The organism is Burkholderia sp. MSMB1835, assembly GCF_001526365.1.
GTDB lineage: Bacteria > Pseudomonadota > Gammaproteobacteria > Burkholderiales > Burkholderiaceae > Burkholderia.
This window is the reverse complement of record NZ_LOYP01000050.1, coordinates 112,814-129,557: the sequence shown is the minus strand read 5'-3', so window position 1 is coordinate 129,557 and position 16,744 is coordinate 112,814. Positions and strand designations below refer to the sequence as shown.

The window sequence follows — 16,744 nt, the reverse complement described above, 5'->3', positions numbered from 1 at the left end:
GACAGGCCCGCCCCTCCCAAGGCGGCCGCACATCTATATCAAGGGACTTGGAGACGATTCATGGCAACGTTAGGCGGGCAAATTTCGCACTCGCCGATGACGGGCGAAGAGAAGAAGGTGATCTTCGCGTCGTCGCTCGGCACCGTGTTCGAGTGGTACGACTTTTACCTGGCCGGCTCGCTCGCGGCCTACATCAGCAAGAGCTTCTTCTCCGGCGTCAATCCGACCGCCGCATTCATCTTCACGCTGCTCGGCTTCGCCGCCGGCTTCGCGGTGCGGCCGTTCGGCGCGATCGTGTTCGGCCGGCTCGGCGACCTCGTCGGCCGCAAGCACACGTTCCTCGTGACGATCGTGATCATGGGCGTGTCGACGTTCGTGGTCGGCTTCCTGCCCGGCTACGCGTCGATCGGCATCGCCGCCCCCGTGATCTTCATCGCGATGCGGTTGCTGCAGGGCCTCGCGCTCGGCGGCGAGTACGGCGGCGCGGCGACCTACGTCGCCGAGCACGCGCCGGCCAACCGGCGCGGCTTCTACACCGCATGGATCCAGACGACGGCCACGCTCGGCCTGTTCCTGTCGCTGCTGGTGATTCTCGGCGTGCGCACGTTCATCGGCGAGGAAGCGTTCGGCAGCTGGGGCTGGCGCGTGCCGTTCGTCGCGTCGATCCTGCTGCTCGCGGTGTCGGTGTGGATTCGGCTGCAACTGAACGAATCGCCGGTGTTCCTGCGCATCAAGGCGGAAGGCAAGACGTCGAAGGCGCCGCTGACCGAAGCGTTCGGCCAGTGGAAGAACCTGAAGATCGTGATCCTCGCGCTCGTCGGCCTGACCGCCGGCCAGGCCGTCGTGTGGTACACGGGTCAGTTCTACGCGCTGTTCTTCCTCACGCAGACGCTGAAGGTCGACGGCGCCAGCGCGAACATCCTGATCGCGATCGCGCTCCTGATCGGCACGCCGTTCTTCCTGTTCTTCGGTTCGCTGTCGGACAAGATCGGCCGCAAGCCGATCATCCTCGCGGGCTGCCTGATCGCGGCGCTGACCTACTTCCCGCTGTTCAAGGCGCTCACGCACTACGCGAATCCGCAGCTCGAACTCGCGACGCAGAAGGCGCCGATCACGGTCGTCGCCGATCCGGCCACCTGCTCGTTCCAGTTCAACCCGGTCGGCACGTCGAAGTTCACCAGCTCGTGCGACATCGCGAAGAGCGCGCTCGCGAAGGCCGGCCTGAACTACGAGAACGTCGCGGCGCCGGCCGGAACGCCGGCCGAAATCAAGGTCGGCGACACGGTGATCCAGACCTACGACGGCAAGGCGGCCGACGCGAAGGCGCAGGGCGCGGCGTTCGACAAGACGCTCGCGGCGACGCTGAAGGGGGCCGGCTACCCGGCGAAGGCCGACCCGGCACAACTGAACTGGCCGATGACGATCGTGATCCTGACGATCCTCGTGATCTACGTGACGATGGTCTACGGCCCGATCGCCGCGATGCTGGTCGAGATGTTCCCGACGCGGATCCGCTACACGTCGATGTCGCTGCCCTATCACATCGGCAACGGCTGGTTCGGCGGCTTCCTGCCCGCGACCGCGTTCGCGATCGTCGCGGCGAAGGGCAACATCTATTCGGGACTCTGGTATCCGATCGTGATCGCGCTGGCTACCTTCGTGATCGGCCTGCTGTTCGTCAAGGAGACGAAGGACTCGGACATCTACGCGCAGGATTGATGTCGAGCGCGAAGCGGGAGACGGCCGGCGGAGGGGCTCCTGCCGGTGGCCGCCTCCCACTCGCGATGAAGGCCGGCACGGGTCGCCGGCAACTTTTTTCGGAAAAGACGGAAAAAGGTATTGACAGCCGGCCGGCCGATCGACATAATTCAAGTCTTCGGCGAATTAGCTCAGTCGGTTAGAGCGACGGAATCATAATCCGCAGGTCCGGGGTTCGAATCCCTGATTCGCCACCAAATGCGAAAAGCCGCTGTTTCGAAAGGAACAGCGGCTTTTTTCATTTTCATCGTCTGCCCTTCATGCCCTTGCCGCACGCGGTCCCGGACGGGCACCGCCCAGCCCGTGCCCATCGTCGCCGTCACGCCGGATGGCCGTGACGCACCGCGTCCAGCCTCGCCAGCCACGCGTCCGCCGAACTCGCTTCCCCAAGCTGGAATCGCGCTTCGCTGAAGTACTTCAAGCCACCCCAGAGCGACGCATCGCCGACGACGAACAGCCGGTGCCTTGCGCGGGTCACCGCCACGTTCAACAGGTTCGGCTTGGATGCCGCCCAGTTCGCGGATGCTGCACTTTCATGGTCCGCCCCGAGAACGAATACCACGACGCTTTCCTCCTTTCCCTGAAACGTGTGTACGGTGCCGATACGTTGCGAGCACCATTGTTTCCACACCTTCTTCGCCGGCCCCCGCCGACCGGTGTCGGCCAACCAGTCGATCGCCAGCAAGCGGTCGGACAGCGCCTTCCTGACCGCCTTGAAAGGGGTAATCACGTACAGCGGCGGCAACGCGCCCGAGTCCGCATACAAACGAGTCACCAGTGCCGCGACCACTTCGATTTGCGCGGGCACGACCTGCCGTGCCGAAGTGCGACCGCGCACATCTATCCACCTGCTTTTCCCCAGTCTTTCCAGCGGATCGCCGGACGGATCGCGGGACTCGGGCCCGTAGACCATCTTGTCGCGATAGGCGATCCGGTTCGCGATCGTGAACATCTTGTCGCAGCAACGACGATGCACGCGAAGCGGGCTGCCGATCCACAGCGGATCGTCTTCGTCTACCGGCACGTACGTACCGAAAGGATTCGCCTCGTCGGCCAGCCGTTGCACCGATACTCTGGCGGGCGAGCACCGTCCGTCGGACGTGTGCGGCGACAGGTCCGCCAACGCATTGATCAATCGAGTCGGCACCGTGAATACCGGCTCGATCTGCAGCGGATCTCCGACGACGACCGCGCGTCGTGCCCGCCACAGCGCCCCGACAGCAGCCTGCGGCACGGCCTGCCCTGCCTCGTCGATGAACAGCCAGCCGATCGACCGTGGCCCCACGCCGCGAAACTGTCGGGCAAACGACGCGAACGTCGACGATACGACGGGCACCACCATGAACAGGCTCTGCCATATGAATTCCGCTTCCGCAGGATTTTCGAGCCGCACGCCGCCAAGCAGTTTCTGAATCGCCACCAGATTGCCGCCGAAGCCTCCCCATTTCCTCGACACCTCCGCGAGCCACGCCTCGTGCAACGCAAGCGCCGCGACAAAAAGAGCGGACCGCAGGTGCGCAAACTCGTCGTCGTGCCCGATGCCGTCCCGCTGCACGTTGTCCGATTCGAGTTGCTCGAAACCGACCGGCAAGCTGGCCTCACCGAATCGGCGGCGCCCGTCGGCAAGCAACGCGTGCTTTTCCGCCCACACGCGACGGGCAGCGCTCAATTCCGCCCCCGCCCGCTTCACTTGCGACTGCGCATCGTCCAACGCGTTGCGCGCGGATTCGGCGTCCAAACGACACTGCTTGGCGGCGCGGTGTGCCTCGATCTGCTCGCGCGCATTCGTCGCCACCTGCTCCCTGTGCCGTCGCGCAGCCTCTGCCCGGAAAAGCCGGGAAAAGAATCCCGGGCGGGCTCGATCGAGCAATCGCGCTTCCTCCTGCAATTCCGCAAGCACCGCATCGGCCGCCGCCACCCTGCCGTCGCATGCCGCGAGTTCGGCGCTTGCCTCGCGACCACGTTGCTCGGCCTGGTGCAACGCATCCGTTGCCGGCTGCGCAAACTGCGCCTCGGTGACGTTGCCCCACGCCGCATGCAACGCCCTAAAGGCCACCCGTTCGGCGAGCGCGGCCCGATAGGCGGATTCCGCTTCGAGAAAGGACGCCTTCGCCGACTGGAAGGTCGGGCCCGAGTAGCGGTCGCGCCACACCCAGAAGGCTTGCGGCTCGCCCGGCCCGCCGCGTTCGGCCGGCGGCCGGGAATCGATGAAGAAGCGCTCCTTGAAACGCCACCGATTGTCGGCGTTGCCCAACGCACATGACACGAGCCCCCACGGCACATCGTCGGCGTCGAGCCGCGACATCTTGCGGTCGCCCACCTGCGCCGCAATCTTGTGCGCGACCGGCTGCAAGTAGCGCACGCCGTCCCACTCCGTACCGAGTTGCTTCTGCTTGGGCAGATCGTTCGAGATGTTCTCGACCGCCGCATTGTTCGACGAGGCCACCACCATCTCGAACCCCGTGAGCTCCGGGCGCAACACGCGAATGCGCGGCGCATCGCCATCCACGAAGCGGATTCCCGTGCTCGCGTCCGCCAATGCGTCCGCGGCACGCGCCAACTTCGCCAGTCGACTCGCGCGTCGCACGACGTTCTCGCAAATCATGTCGCGAAGCAGTGTCGTTTTCCCGGTTCCCGGTGGCCCGTTGACGGAAAACAACCCTTCTTCCTTCAAGTAGTCGAAAGCCGTATTGATCGCGAACTGCTGCATCAGACTCATTTTTTGCGACGCATTGGCAGGCCAGCGCCCGGCGTTCGTTTTTTCCGGACGCAAGGTATCGACGATCGCCGCGCGACCGGCATCGGTATAAAGATCGATTCGCCGTCCCGGGTCGCCCGGCGTCATATAGGCGCGGAGCGTGGCCGGCACGTCGCCGGTATCGACCAACGCCATGCCGCGCTCGATATCCTCGATGTAGAAACTGTTCAGAATGTCGACCGTCGGCGCATTCTCCTGCGCGTCATCGTCGGGCTCGTCATCGTCAGCCTCCGCCGGGGCCGCCCGATCCGGCGCATCGGCATCGTCCGTTGCGACGTCCGCTCCACCGATCGACGGCTTCGCGCGCGGCGGCTTCTTCTCGCGCGTCACGATTTCCAGAAGCGCCACCGTGGCGCCCGGCCGGGATTCCCAGTTGCTCCACGCCGCCAGGAGATCGCGCAATTGCAGGATTTCGTCTCCCGTGAGCGGAATCGACGCCTCGTCCGGTTTCAGGTCGGATCGTCTCCGGCGGCGCCGTTCAGTCTCGAAATTGAACAATTGGTCCGACAAGCTCCGTCGAGCAGCGTCGAAGGTAGCCGAATTCAGCATCTGGAGGCCGTCGCGCCGGGCCGTGCCGATCGCCCACGGCGCAGTCGATACGGACAATGGATCGTAAGCAGGTTCGCCGGCAGCGTTCAACGTGATCCGTGCCATGCAAGAACGACCGTCGAGTGCGGTCCGCTCCTCTTCTTCCGGCGAAATGCACGCGCCTTCCGGCGAAAGTGAATTGGCGTATTCGACAATGGCTTGCATGTCGAATACGCCGAGATACAGCCGAAACCCCGTCAACTCGCGCTCTTGCGGAATGTTCCCGACTTTCCACAGCGGCGCCGCACCCGGCGCGAGGCCGGCCGGTTCGATCCATTTAAGTGAATCGTCGTCGGCATGATCGAATACCTGCTTCAAATCGAACGGAATGAAGAATTCGATCTTGTGCCAGTAATCGAGAATATGGTGAATCCGTTCCGCATCGGCCATGCTGTCTCAGGTTCCTCGTTCGGCTGATTTTGTCTAATCATATTACCGATTCCCGAGTCACAGCCGGCAACCACGGATCGAATACCGGTCACGGCACGGTGTTCGACGCTTCCGCAATACGTCGAGAGTCGATATATTCCCGACCATTCGAACGGCGGAATCCAGACAAAATACATCGACAGCCGATTACCAGGCGAAGCCTCGCGCGCTTTTCAATACGGACATGCTGTCGCAAGTCGTCAAACGAATCGTTGCCGACCGGTGTCGCAAACCGGCAGAATCATTGCAATGAGCTCGCGACGCGCAAGCGCCATGATGCGACGTCGGACAGCCCCCGATACGCTGCGGCAGAAGCGGCCAACGCCATGGCCGGCCGACCCTACGCCACCACTGACCCGCGCCGTACCTCCGGCGCGTCGCCTCGTACCCTCCCCCGCCAATTCTCCCCACCCTCCAGCGCCGGCGTCGACTCGAACACCTCCGCGATCCAGTCGGCGAACACGCGCACCTTCTGCGACAGATGCCGGTTGTGCGGATACACGATCGAGATCGGCTTCGGCTTCGGATTGCAGTCCGGCAGCACCTCGACCAGCGAGCCGTCGAGCAGGTTCGGCAGCACCATGAACAGCGTCGGCTGGATCATCCCGAAGCCTTCGAGCCCGCACGTCACGTAGGCATCCGAATCGTTGACCGTGACGCTGCCGTTCATCCGCACCTCGAACGGCTTGCCGTCGATCATGAACACCCACGGAATCGCCCGCGCACCGTGGCTCGAACGGAAATTCACCGCATGATGATCGACGAGATCGGCAATCTCGTTCGGCTCGCCGTGACGGGCGAGGTAATCGGGCGACGCGCACGTCACGCGCTTCAGCATCCCGATGCGCCGCGCGACCATCGACGAATCCTCGAGCGGCCCGACCCGGATCATGCAGTCGATGCCTTCCTCGACCGGATCGACGTAGCGGTCGGACAGCCCCAGTTCGAGCGTGATGTCCGGATAGCGCTGCCGGAAGATCGACAGCGACGGCAGCACGATGCGGCGCCCGAGCGAACTGGGCATGTGGACGCGCAGCACGCCGCTCGGCTTGCGGTTGCCGGCCTGGAAGCTCGCGTCGGCCTCGGCGATCTCCGCGATGATCTTCATGCAATGCTCGTAGTACGCGGCGCCCTCCGGCGTCAGCGACAGCCGGCGCGTCGTCCGGTGCATCAGGCGCACGCCGAGCAGCGCCTCGAGATTCTGGATGATGGTCGTCACCGACGCACGCGGCATCGCAAGCGTGTCGGCCGCCCGCGTGAAGCTGTTCGCGTCGACCACGCGGGTAAAAACTTCCATTGCCTGGATGCGGTCCATGCTGCTTCCCCCTTCGAATCGCCAACGGAACAGAATAGAGCGCGCGGCGGGCGCGGCACAAGCCCCCGCCCATTGTTCTCCGATCCTGAATAGTTTCGACGCTTCGGACTGGAAACCGACCGGTTTCCGTTCAGTTCCGGGCGCCGTCGCGCCGGCCCCGCTCAGCCGCCGTACGTTACCGCACGAACCGCTCGCGATACGCCTGCGGCGACACGCCGAGCACACGCACGAAGCTGCGCCGCAGCGTCTCCTCGGAACCGAAGCCGCACCGCCCGGCAATCCGCTTGACGGGCCACGCCGTTTCGCCGAGCAGGCGTTGCGCGGCCTCGACGCGGATCTGCTCGACCGCGCGCGCGGGCGTGCGGCCGGTCTCCGCGCGATAGTGGCGCACGAAGCTGCGCTCGCTCATGCTCACGTGTTCGGCGAGCGCGGGCACCGACAGGTCGGCCGTCAGGTGCTCGGCCATCCATGCGTGCAGCTCGCCGAACCGGTCGGCGGTGCGCTGCATCGACAGCATCGTGCTGAACTGCGCCTGTCCGCCCGGACGCTTCAGGAACACGACGAGTTCGCGCGCGACGTCGAGCGCGGTCGCCCGCCCGAGATCCTCCTCGACCAGCGCGAGCGCGAGATCGATGCCGGCCGTCACGCCGGCCGACGTCCACAGCGCGCCTTCGCGGATGAAGATCGGGTCCGGCTCGACGCGCACGTTCGGGTAGCGCGCCGCGAATTCGTCGCAGCGCGCCCAATGCGTGACCGCGCGCCGCCCGTCGAGCAAGCCGGCCTCGGCGAGCAGGAACGCGCCGGTGCAGACCGACGCCACCCGCCGTGCGCGTCCGGCCTGCTGCCGCACCCACCGCACCACCTGCGCATCCTTCGACGCCGCATGCACGCCCTTGCCGCCGGCGACGATCAGCGTATCCGGATGGCGCGCGGCCGCGCGCAGCGACTCGGCCATTACGACGAGGCCCGACGAGGTCTCGACGGGCCCCGCTTCGACGGCCACGACGCGCGGCGCATACGGCGCCGGCTGCCCGCGCTCCAGCGCGAGCTCGTTGACCGACGCGAACACCTGCAGCGGCCCCGTCACGTCGAGCAGTTGCGCACGGGCAAACGCGAGGATCAGGATCGAACGCGGGGCGGCGGCAGGCATGGCGATTGGCTGAAAACGTGGGTGATATGGCAATTTCGCCAAACACTACGCGCCTAGAATCGATCTGTCCATCCCGTGCCGAACGGCGCACGTTCCCTTCCCCTCACGGAGCCTTCGCATGACCCTGCATATCGGCCTTCTCGTCTTTCCCGGCGTCCAGCAACTCGACCTCACCGGCCCGCACGACGTGCTCGCGTCGCTGCCCGACGCGGCCGTCCATCTGGTGTGGAAGTCGCGCGACGCGGTCGCGTCGAGCAGCGGCCTCGCGCTCGCGCCGACCTGCACGTTCGACGACTGCCCGCCGCTCGACGTGATCTGCATCCCGGGCGGGATCGGCATCAACGAACTGCTGCTCGATGCCGAAACGATCGCGTTCGTGCAACGGTGCGCGGCCACCGCGCGCTACGTGACGTCGGTCTGCACGGGCTCGCTGCTGCTCGGCGTGGCCGGCCTGCTGCTCGGGCGGCGCGCGACGACGCACTGGCGGTTCCACGCGTTGCTCGAACCGCTGGGTGCAATCCCCGTGCGCGAGCGCGTCGTGCGCGACGGCAACCTGGTCACGGGCGGCGGCGTCACGGCCGGCATCGATTTCGCGCTGACGATCGCCGCGGAGCTGGTCGGCGACGAAGAAGCGCAGGCGATCCAGCTGCAGCTCGAATACGCGCCCGCGCCGCCGTTCGACGCCGGCTCGCCCGACACCGCGCCGGCCGCGGTCGTGGCGCGCGTCACCGAGCGTTCGGCGGCCGGCTTCGCGAAGCGCAAGCAGATCGTCGAGCAGGCGCTGCGCGCCGCGTCGCGCTGAATGCGGATGGCGGAAAAATCACGGAAAAACGGCGCACACGCGTGCCGGAGAACACATCGATGAACATCATCCGGAGCGCCGCATTCACGGCGGACCGCGCGTGGGGCGCGCTCGACATCGCGAATCTGAACGGCATCACGGTGCGGCTGCACTGGACCGACCAGCCCTATCGCTGGCATGTGAACGACGGCGAGGAGGTGTTCGCGGTGCTCGATGGCCGCGTCGAGATGCGCTATCGCGACGCAGGCGTCGAGCACGCGACGGTGCTCGAAACGGGCGACCTCTTCCACGCGACGGTCGGCACCGAGCACGTCGCGCATCCGCTCGGCGTCGCACGCATCCTCGTGATCGAGACCGAAGGCAGCGTCTGACGGCAGGCGCGCGCGCATCGATGCCGTGCGGAGGGTGGCCGCGGCCGCGCGGCTGCATCCGCGCGGCTGCATCCGCTTGGCGGGTTTCACGCCGAAATGGTCCAGACAGGCTGCGACGCGCTCAGCTTCGGCTGCGGCGTGCACCGGCGCCGACACAGTTCGTGTTCGTGCACGACGACCGTGCCCGTCACGGTCGGCGCGATCGGGCGAATCTGCCGTGGCGACAGGGACGCGTCCGGCTCGACATCACGTTGCATCGAGAATGCCTGATGCTTCAATTAAAAAATCAGCCTACATTTTCGTACAATTACTAAATACAAAAACATTCAAAGGATCTAATAAAAATCGAATCGTTGATTCGATGACCCATTCACGTCGGAACCCTTTATTCTCCAACCGCCCGCACACCCGATAAACAGGCGATTTCATAATAATCATTCGTCTAAACGAGTCGTTAAAGTCATCAAATCGATAGATAGAATTCAATCATCTCTTTCTCTTTATCGATAAAAAAATGGACGAACTCCTGCCGATGCGGTTATTTGTCAAGGTCGCCGAACTGCGCAGTTTTGTGCGCGCGGCCACGGAACTGAACATCTCCAATTCGTCGGCCACCCGGCTCGTCATGGGCATCGAGGACCGGCTCGGCGCACGCCTGCTGAATCGCACCACGCGCAGCCTGTCGCTGACCGACGCAGGCCATCTCTATCTGGCGCAGATACGTCACGTGATCGACGAAATCGACCGGGTCGAGGAAACGATCGCATCGATGCATCACGAACCGATCGGATCGCTGAAGATCGCCGCGCCGGTCATGTTCGGCATGCATGTGCTCGCGCCCGCGATCGACGCATTCAAGACGTTGCATCCGGCCATCGTGCCGGAAGTCACGATCGTGGACCGCCACGTCGACCTCGTGTCCGAGGGCTTCGACCTCGGGCTGCTGCTGTCCCAGCACATCAGCAACAACACCCTCGTGAAGCGCCCGCTCACGCGCATCGAACGGATCGTCTGCGCCGCACCGCTCTACGTCGACCGGCACGGCGCGCCGGGCCATCCGCACGATCTCGCGTCGCACGCGTGCCTCGCATTCCATGCCGATTTCGCGGGCGAATACCTGTCGTTCGATCACGACCAGACGCGCATCACCGTGCGTCCGAACAAGTCGGCGTCGTCGAACAACGTCGGGCTGATCCGGAACTGGGCGCTGTCGGGCATGGGCATCGCGGTCCTGCCCGACTTCCTGGTCGAGCGGGATCTCGCCGACGGCCGGCTGCTCGCGCTGCTGCCCGGCTATCGGCTCGAGTCCCTCGAGATGAACGTCGCGTACCCGAGCCGCCGGCACTTTCCGCGCAAGGCCCGGCTTTTCGTCGATCACCTGATCGACCATTTCGTCAGTTGAATGAACGACGAAATCGCGCACCATTTTTCACGCCGACTCGCCGTCGCCCGCCCGACCCTCGCATCGCCGGGACGGCCCGCCGGCAGGCACTCGACGGCCACCGGCCCGTCGCTCGCCCGGCATGGGCACGCCTGTTGCGCCGGCGCATCTCGGTAGTCGACGCCCTTGGCAGCCCGCCGCGGAGGACTACACTAATCCTTAATGGGGTGCGGCCGGATAACCGCGCCCTCAGGGAGACGCCGCCATGAATCGGCCGCTGAATCGCATCCTGCCGCGCGTGACCGGTCCGGCATCGGTCTGGACATGGGTCAAGTGGTCTTTGCTCGCCGCATTGCTGATCGCGGTGGCGATCGTCGCGCGGCTCGTGCAGACCGAGATCGAAACGTCCCGGTTGCAGGCGCACTACCTGTCCGAGCTCACCCGCGACGTCGGCTACACGGTCGAGGCGGGGCCGAGCGATCACATCCGCTTCCCCGCCGACGGCCCGTACGACCAGCGCTTCGGCTACGCGATGATTCCCGCGTTCCAGCAGCGGCTGCTCGCGCGCGGCTTCGTCGTCAGCGAACAGGCGCGCGATTCGCAGCGGATGCTGTCGCTCGGCCAGCGCGGGCTGTTTCTCCCTTACGAAGAGAAAGACCAGACGGGCCTGATGCTGTTCGATTCGACCGGCTCGCCGCTGTTCGCGACCGTGTTTCCGCAGCGCGTCTATGCCGATTTCGACACGGTGCCGCGCGTGATCGTCGATTCGCTGCTGTTCATCGAGGATCGCTACCTGCTCGATGCGAACGAACCGAACCGCAACCCGGCGATCGACTGGGGGCGCTTCGGCCGCGCGCTCGCCGACCAGGCGCTGCACGTCGTCAACCGTCACCAGGCGCGCCCGGGCGGCAGCACGCTCGCGACGCAGATCGAAAAGTTCCGTCATTCGCCCGAGGGCCGCACCGCGACGCCGCCCGAGAAGCTGCGGCAGATCGCCTCCGCGTCGGTGCGCGCCTACCTGAACGGCCCGCAGACGATGCTCGCGCGCCGCACGATCGTCGTGCGCTACCTGAACTCGGTGCCGCTCGCCGCGCGGCCGCACGTGGGCGAAATCACCGGCATCGGCGACGGTCTGGCCGCGTGGTACGGGCGCGACTTCAACGACGTGAACCGCGTGCTGTCCGCGCCGACGACCGGCGACAACGTCGACCAGCAGGGCAAGACGTTCCGCGAGGTGTTGTCGCTGCTGATCGCGCAGCGCGCGCCGTCGTACTTCCTCAACCGCGGCTATCCGGCGCTGCAGAAGCTGACCGACAGCTATCTGCGGCTGCTGTCGAACGGCGGCGTGATCTCGCCCGCGCTGCGCGACGCCGCGCTCGCCGCGCAGATCGAACGCAGCGCGCCGCCGGCGGCCGCGCGCGTGCAGTCGTTCGTGTCGCGCAAGGCCGTGACGTCCGCGCGCGCGTCGTTGCTGTCGGCGCTCGGCATCAGCGACCTGTACCAGCTCGACCAGCTCGACCTGCAGGCCACCAGCACCCTCGACAACGGCGTGCAGCAGGCGGTCGCCCAGCGGCTCGCGCAGGCGTCGACGCGCGACGGCGCGCAGGCCGCCGGCCTATACGGTTTCGAGATGCTCGCGCCGAAGGACGACCCGTCGCATCTCACGTACAGCTTCACGCTGTACGAACACCGCAACGGCGCGAATCTGCTGCGCGTGCAGACCGACAGCGTGAACCAGCCGTTCGACGTGAATCGCGGCGGCCGCATCAACCTCGGCTCGACCGCGAAGCTGCGCACGCTGATCACGTACCTGCAGATCGTCTCCGACCTGCACGCGCGCTATGCGAACCTGTCGAACGCGGAGCTGGCGCGCGTGAAGCCCGATCCGATCGACGGGCTGTCGCGCTGGGCGCTCGACTACCTGTCGCATACGCGCGACCGCTCGCTGCAGGCGATGCTCGATGCGGCCGTCGAACGCAAGTATTCGGCGAGCCCGGACGTGTTCTACACGGGCGGCGGCGCGCAGGTGTTCTCCAACTTCGAGAAGTCGGACAACGGCCGCATCATGACGCTGCACGCGGCGTTCGAGCACTCGGTGAACCTCGTGTTCGTGCGGCTGATGCGCGACATCGTCCACTACGAGACGCTGCAGGCGGCGGGCCCGTCGTCGTCGTGGCTCGGCGATCCCGCGCAGCGCCAGCATTACCTCCAGCAATTCGTCGACGGCGAAAGCCAGGTCTACGTGAAGCGCTACTACACGCGCTATGCGGGCAAGGCGCCCGACGACGCGCTCGCGCTGATGCTGCGCGACGTACGCAAGTCGCCGCCGAAGATCGCGACGGTGCTGCGCAGCGTCGCGCCGAACGAATCGCTCGCGTGGTTCGATGCGCAGATGCGCGCGCAACTGAAAGGCACGCCGGCCGCGACGCTGTCCGACGACGATCTCGCGGCGCTCTATGCGAAGTACGCGATCGACCGCTTCAACCTCAACGACCGCGGCTATATCGCGAGCGTCCATCCGCTCGCGCTGTGGACGCTCAACTACCTGCGCGCGCACCCGGGCGCAGCGCTCGCCGACGTTCAGCGCGACAGCCGCGATGCGCGTTTCTACACGTATTCGTGGCTGTACAAGACCCGCTACCACGCGACGCAGGACCGGCGCATCCGCCGCATGGTCGAGCTGCGCGCGTATGCGGAAATCACGAAGTCGTGGCGCGCGCTCGGCTACCCGTTCGCGGAAGTGACGCCGTCCTATGCGGCCGCGATCGGCGCATCGGGCGACCAGCCCGACGCGCTCGCGAAATTGATCGGCCTGATCGCGAACGGCGGCCGGAAGGCGCCGACCGAGACGATCACGCGGCTCGATTTCGCGAAAGGCACGCCGTACGAAACCCGCTTCGTCCGCGCGGCCGCGCAGCCGCAGCCGATGCTGGCGCCGGAGATCGTCAACGTCGCGCACACGCTGCTGCGCGACGTCGTGCTCCACGGCACCGGGCGCCGCCTCGCGGGCGGGCTCACGCTGCCGGACGGCAAGACGCTCGACGTGTACGGCAAGACGGGGACGGGCGACCAGCGCTTCAACGTCTACGCGCGCGGCGCGCGGCTGATCGAGTCGCGCAAGGTCAATCGCAGCGGCACCTTCGTGTTCGCGATCGGCGACCGGTTCTTCGGCGTGCTGACGGCGACCGCGCACGAGCCGTATGCGGCGCGCTACGACTTCACGAGTGCGATGGCCGTGCAGTTGCTGAAGTCGATGGCGCCCGCGCTCGCGCCGCTGATCGAACGCCCGGCCGACGCCGGCACGCGCACCGCCGGGCCCGCACCGCAGGCGGAAACGCCTGCGCCGAACGCGCCCGCCGTGCAACCGTCCTGAGCCGATGGCGGCGCATCAGCGCCCGCGCCGGCGCGCCGCTCAGCGCGAGCGGCCGTCGTAGTGCGTGACGGGCAGCGCGTCGAGGTCGACGCCCTCGAGGCAGCGCACGTTGATCGCGGCCATCGCGGTGCCGTCCGGGTGGACGCCTTCGCCGAACGCATGAATCCCGCAGCGCTTGCAGAAGCGATGCCGGATCACGTGCTGGTTGAACATGTAGGTCGCCAGATTCTCGTCGGGCGTCAGCAGCTTCACGCGGTCGCGCGGCACGAACCACATCAGCGCACCCTTGCGCTGGCAGATCGAGCAGTTGCACGCCATCACGCCCTGCAGGTCGCCTTGCGCGTCGAACGTCACGTCGCCGCAGTGACAGCTTCCGCGATAAAGCATGGTCGTCTCCCGGTGCGGCCCGTGCGCGTCGCCGGCGCCCGGGCGGGACGCCGTTGGCCGGGCCGATCCAAACGCGTACAGTAGCGCTCGCATGCGCCGCACGCAATGTCCGGGCGGCGCCCATCCGTCATCGACTCAGGAGACCGTCATGCTCGAACTGCGCCCCGGCTGCGAATGCTGCGACAAGGACTTGCCGCCCGATTCGGCGGAAGCGCGCATCTGTACATTCGAGTGCACGTTTTGCGCGACCTGCGCGGACGACGTGCTGAAGGGCCGCTGCCCGAACTGCGGCGGCGACCTGGTCGCGCGCCCGCGGCGACCGGCGAGCCTGCTCGCGAAGTACCCGGCGTCGACGGAACGCATCCACAAGCCGGGCGGCTGCGCGAACGCCTGACGGCGCGGCACCGGCCGCCCCGCTCCCGTCACGACGCTTCGATGCGCGCGCGCGTCACCGCGAGCAGCGTCGCCATCGCGCGGCGCGCGCCGTCCTCGTCGCGCACGCGGATCGCGTCGCTGACGGCCGTATGCTCGGCAAGCGACGCGTTGTACACGTCCGCCCGACGCGCGTTCAATTGCAGTTGCGCCTCGAGCGTGCGATCGATCAGCGCGCCGAGCGGCACCAGCAGCTCGTTGCCGCCGGCCTCCAGCACGCTCAGGTGAAAGCGCAGGTCGGCGCGCACCCATTCGTCGACGTTGCGCGCGGCGGCCATCGCGCGCGCCGCGCCCTCGATCGCGTCGAACGCGTCGGGCGTATGCGTGCGCGCGGCCAGCGCGGCCGCGTACGGCTCGATCATCTCGCGCATCTCCTGCAGCTTCAGCGCGAACGCGAGCGGCGGCGCGACGCGCGCATACCAGTCGAGCAGATCGGCATCGAGCAGGTTCCACGCACGGCGCGGCCGCACGCGCGTGCCGACTTTCGGCCGCGATTCGACCAACCCCTTCGACGTCAGCGTGCGCAACGCCTCGCGCATCACCGTGCGGCTCACGCCGTACATCTCCATCAGGTCGGGTTCCCTCGGCAGCAGCGATTCGGGCGGATAGTCGCCGCGCAGGATCGCGGTCGCGAGCCGGAAAGCCGTCTGTCCATGCAGGTCGCGTTGAATGATCGTTCTCCGTCGGGCGGGGTGCCCACTATCTGCACATTAATGCTATTAATACTATTTTTTATTCGACTACGCTAGGATAACCGCGAAAGCACGGATCGCGCGCCGGTTCGCACGGCCGCGCCGGTCAATCATGGAGACCCGCGTCATGAAAATCACCCGCCTCGAAACTTTCGTCGTCCCGCCCCGCTGGCTGTTCCTCAAGATCGAAACCGACGAGGGCATCGTCGGCTGGGGCGAGCCGGTCGTCGAAGGCCGCGCGCACACGGTCGAGGCCGCCGTGCACGAACTGGCCGACTACCTCGTCGGCCGCGACCCGCTCCTGATCGAGGATCACTGGCAGGTGATGTACCGCGCGGGCTTCTACCGCGGCGGCCCGATCATGATGAGCGCGATCGCGGGCGTCGACCAGGCGCTGTGGGACATCAAGGGCAAGCATCACGGCGTGCCGGTGCACGCGCTGCTGGGCGGCCAGGTGCGCGAGCGCATCAAGGTGTATTCGTGGATCGGCGGCGACCGGCCGAGCGACGTCGCGAACAATGCGCGCGCGGTCGTCGAGCGCGGCTTCAAGGCCGTGAAGATGAACGGCTCCGAGGAGCTGCAGATCGTCGACACCTACGACAAGGTCGAGCAGGTGATCGCGAACGTCGCGGCGGTGCGCGACGCGGTCGGCCCGCACGTCGGGATCGGCGTCGACTTCCACGGCCGCGTGCACAAGCCGATGGCGAAAGTGCTCGCGAAGGAACTCGATCCGTACAAGCTGATGTTCATCGAGGAGCCGGTGCTGTCGGAGAACGCCGAGGCGCTGCGCGACATCGTCAACCAGACCAACACGCCGATCGCGCTCGGCGAACGGCTGTACTCGCGCTGGGACTTCAAGCACATCCTCGCGGGCGGCTACGTCGACATCATCCAGCCAGACGCATCGCACGCGGGCGGCATCACCGAATGCCGCAAGATCGCGACGCTCGCGGAAAGCTACGACGTCGCGCTCGCGCTGCACTGCCCGCTCGGGCCCATCGCGCTCGCCGCGTGCCTGCAGCTCGACGCGGTCAGCTACAACGCGTTCATCCAGGAGCAGAGCCTCGGCATCCACTACAACCAGGGCAACGACCTGCTGGACTACCTGCGCAACCCCGAAGTGTTCCGCTACGAAGACGGATTCGTCGCGATCCCGCAAGGCCCGGGGCTCGGCATCGACGTGAACGAGGAGAAGGTGCGCGAGATGGCGAAGACGGGCCATCGCTGGCGCAACCCGGTGTGGCGCCACGCGGACGGCAGCGTCGCCGAGTGGTGAGTGCGAGGCGGATCGCGCGCGGCTGCGGCCAG

13 protein-coding genes and 1 tRNA gene are annotated in these 16,744 nt (G+C 66.5%); 8 read left to right on the top strand and 6 right to left on the bottom strand.

Annotated features, from left to right (window positions below; translation table 11 throughout):
* Window positions 1-60 precede the first annotated feature (60 nt).
* Window positions 61-1,719: an MFS transporter gene (locus tag WS96_RS23345; protein ID WP_059835735.1), complete on the top strand. Its 1,659-nt coding sequence runs from the start codon at window positions 61-63 to the stop codon at window positions 1,717-1,719.
* A 159-nt stretch (window positions 1,720-1,878) separates the two neighbouring features.
* Window positions 1,879-1,955, top strand: a tRNA-Met gene (locus WS96_RS23340).
* 122 nt (window positions 1,956-2,077) lie between these two features.
* Here the strand turns inward: WS96_RS23340 and WS96_RS23335 are convergent.
* From WS96_RS23335 to WS96_RS23325, 3 genes are all read right to left on the bottom strand, one after another.
* The gene (locus WS96_RS23335; protein WP_059835733.1) at window positions 2,078-5,494 is read right to left on the bottom strand and encodes a DEAD/DEAH box helicase; all 3,417 of its coding nucleotides are present in this window, start codon (window positions 5,492-5,494) and stop codon (window positions 2,078-2,080) included.
* A gap of 379 nt (window positions 5,495-5,873) precedes the next feature.
* The gene (locus tag WS96_RS23330; RefSeq protein WP_059835731.1) at window positions 5,874-6,848 is read right to left on the bottom strand and encodes a LysR family transcriptional regulator; all 975 of its coding nucleotides are present in this window, start codon (window positions 6,846-6,848) and stop codon (window positions 5,874-5,876) included.
* Window positions 6,849-7,023: 175 nt separating this feature from the next.
* Complete coding sequence (locus WS96_RS23325) at window positions 7,024-7,998, bottom strand: GlxA family transcriptional regulator (RefSeq protein ID WP_059835729.1); 975 nt, start codon at window positions 7,996-7,998, stop codon at window positions 7,024-7,026.
* Window positions 7,999-8,116: 118 nt separating this feature from the next.
* Here WS96_RS23325 and WS96_RS23320 point away from each other — a divergent pair, with 118 nt between their 5' ends.
* Window positions 8,117-8,800, top strand: a complete 684-nt coding sequence (locus tag WS96_RS23320) for a DJ-1/PfpI family protein (protein ID WP_059835727.1) — start codon at window positions 8,117-8,119, stop codon at window positions 8,798-8,800.
* A gap of 59 nt (window positions 8,801-8,859) precedes the next feature.
* On the top strand, window positions 8,860-9,171 hold the full coding sequence (locus WS96_RS23315; RefSeq protein WP_059835788.1) for a cupin: 312 nt from the start codon (window positions 8,860-8,862) through the stop codon (window positions 9,169-9,171).
* An 86-nt stretch (window positions 9,172-9,257) separates the two neighbouring features.
* Here the strand turns inward: WS96_RS23315 and WS96_RS23310 are convergent, their stop codons facing one another.
* Window positions 9,258-9,428 carry a hypothetical protein gene (locus WS96_RS23310; protein WP_156443684.1) on the bottom strand — a complete coding sequence of 57 codons (171 nt, stop codon included), beginning with the start codon at window positions 9,426-9,428 and terminating at the stop codon, window positions 9,258-9,260.
* A gap of 257 nt (window positions 9,429-9,685) precedes the next feature.
* On the opposite strand from WS96_RS23310, the gene WS96_RS23305 reads away from it, so the two are divergent.
* Both WS96_RS23305 and WS96_RS23300 read left to right on the top strand, forming a co-directional pair.
* Window positions 9,686-10,573, top strand: a complete 888-nt coding sequence (locus WS96_RS23305) for a LysR family transcriptional regulator (RefSeq protein ID WP_059835723.1) — start codon at window positions 9,686-9,688, stop codon at window positions 10,571-10,573.
* A gap of 244 nt (window positions 10,574-10,817) precedes the next feature.
* Window positions 10,818-13,925 (top strand): transglycosylase domain-containing protein, encoded by a 3,108-nt coding sequence (locus WS96_RS23300; protein WP_059835721.1) that lies wholly within the window; start codon window positions 10,818-10,820, stop codon window positions 13,923-13,925.
* A gap of 39 nt (window positions 13,926-13,964) precedes the next feature.
* Here the strand turns inward: WS96_RS23300 and WS96_RS23295 are convergent, their stop codons facing one another.
* Window positions 13,965-14,312: a GFA family protein gene (locus WS96_RS23295; protein ID WP_059835719.1), complete on the bottom strand. Its 348-nt coding sequence runs from the start codon at window positions 14,310-14,312 to the stop codon at window positions 13,965-13,967.
* A gap of 148 nt (window positions 14,313-14,460) precedes the next feature.
* Here WS96_RS23295 and WS96_RS23290 point away from each other — a divergent pair, with 148 nt between their 5' ends.
* Window positions 14,461-14,706 carry a DUF1272 domain-containing protein gene (locus WS96_RS23290; protein ID WP_059780572.1) on the top strand — a complete coding sequence of 82 codons (246 nt, stop codon included), beginning with the start codon at window positions 14,461-14,463 and terminating at the stop codon, window positions 14,704-14,706.
* A gap of 28 nt (window positions 14,707-14,734) precedes the next feature.
* On the opposite strand, the gene WS96_RS23285 is transcribed toward WS96_RS23290, so the two are convergent.
* On the bottom strand, window positions 14,735-15,418 hold the full coding sequence (locus WS96_RS23285; RefSeq protein WP_034208310.1) for a FadR/GntR family transcriptional regulator: 684 nt from the start codon (window positions 15,416-15,418) through the stop codon (window positions 14,735-14,737).
* A gap of 145 nt (window positions 15,419-15,563) precedes the next feature.
* On the opposite strand from WS96_RS23285, the gene dgoD reads away from it, so the two are divergent.
* Entirely contained in the window at window positions 15,564-16,712 is a 1,149-nt protein-coding gene (gene dgoD / locus WS96_RS23280) for a galactonate dehydratase (protein WP_059835785.1), read from the top strand.
* Window positions 16,713-16,744: the final 32 nt, after the last annotated feature.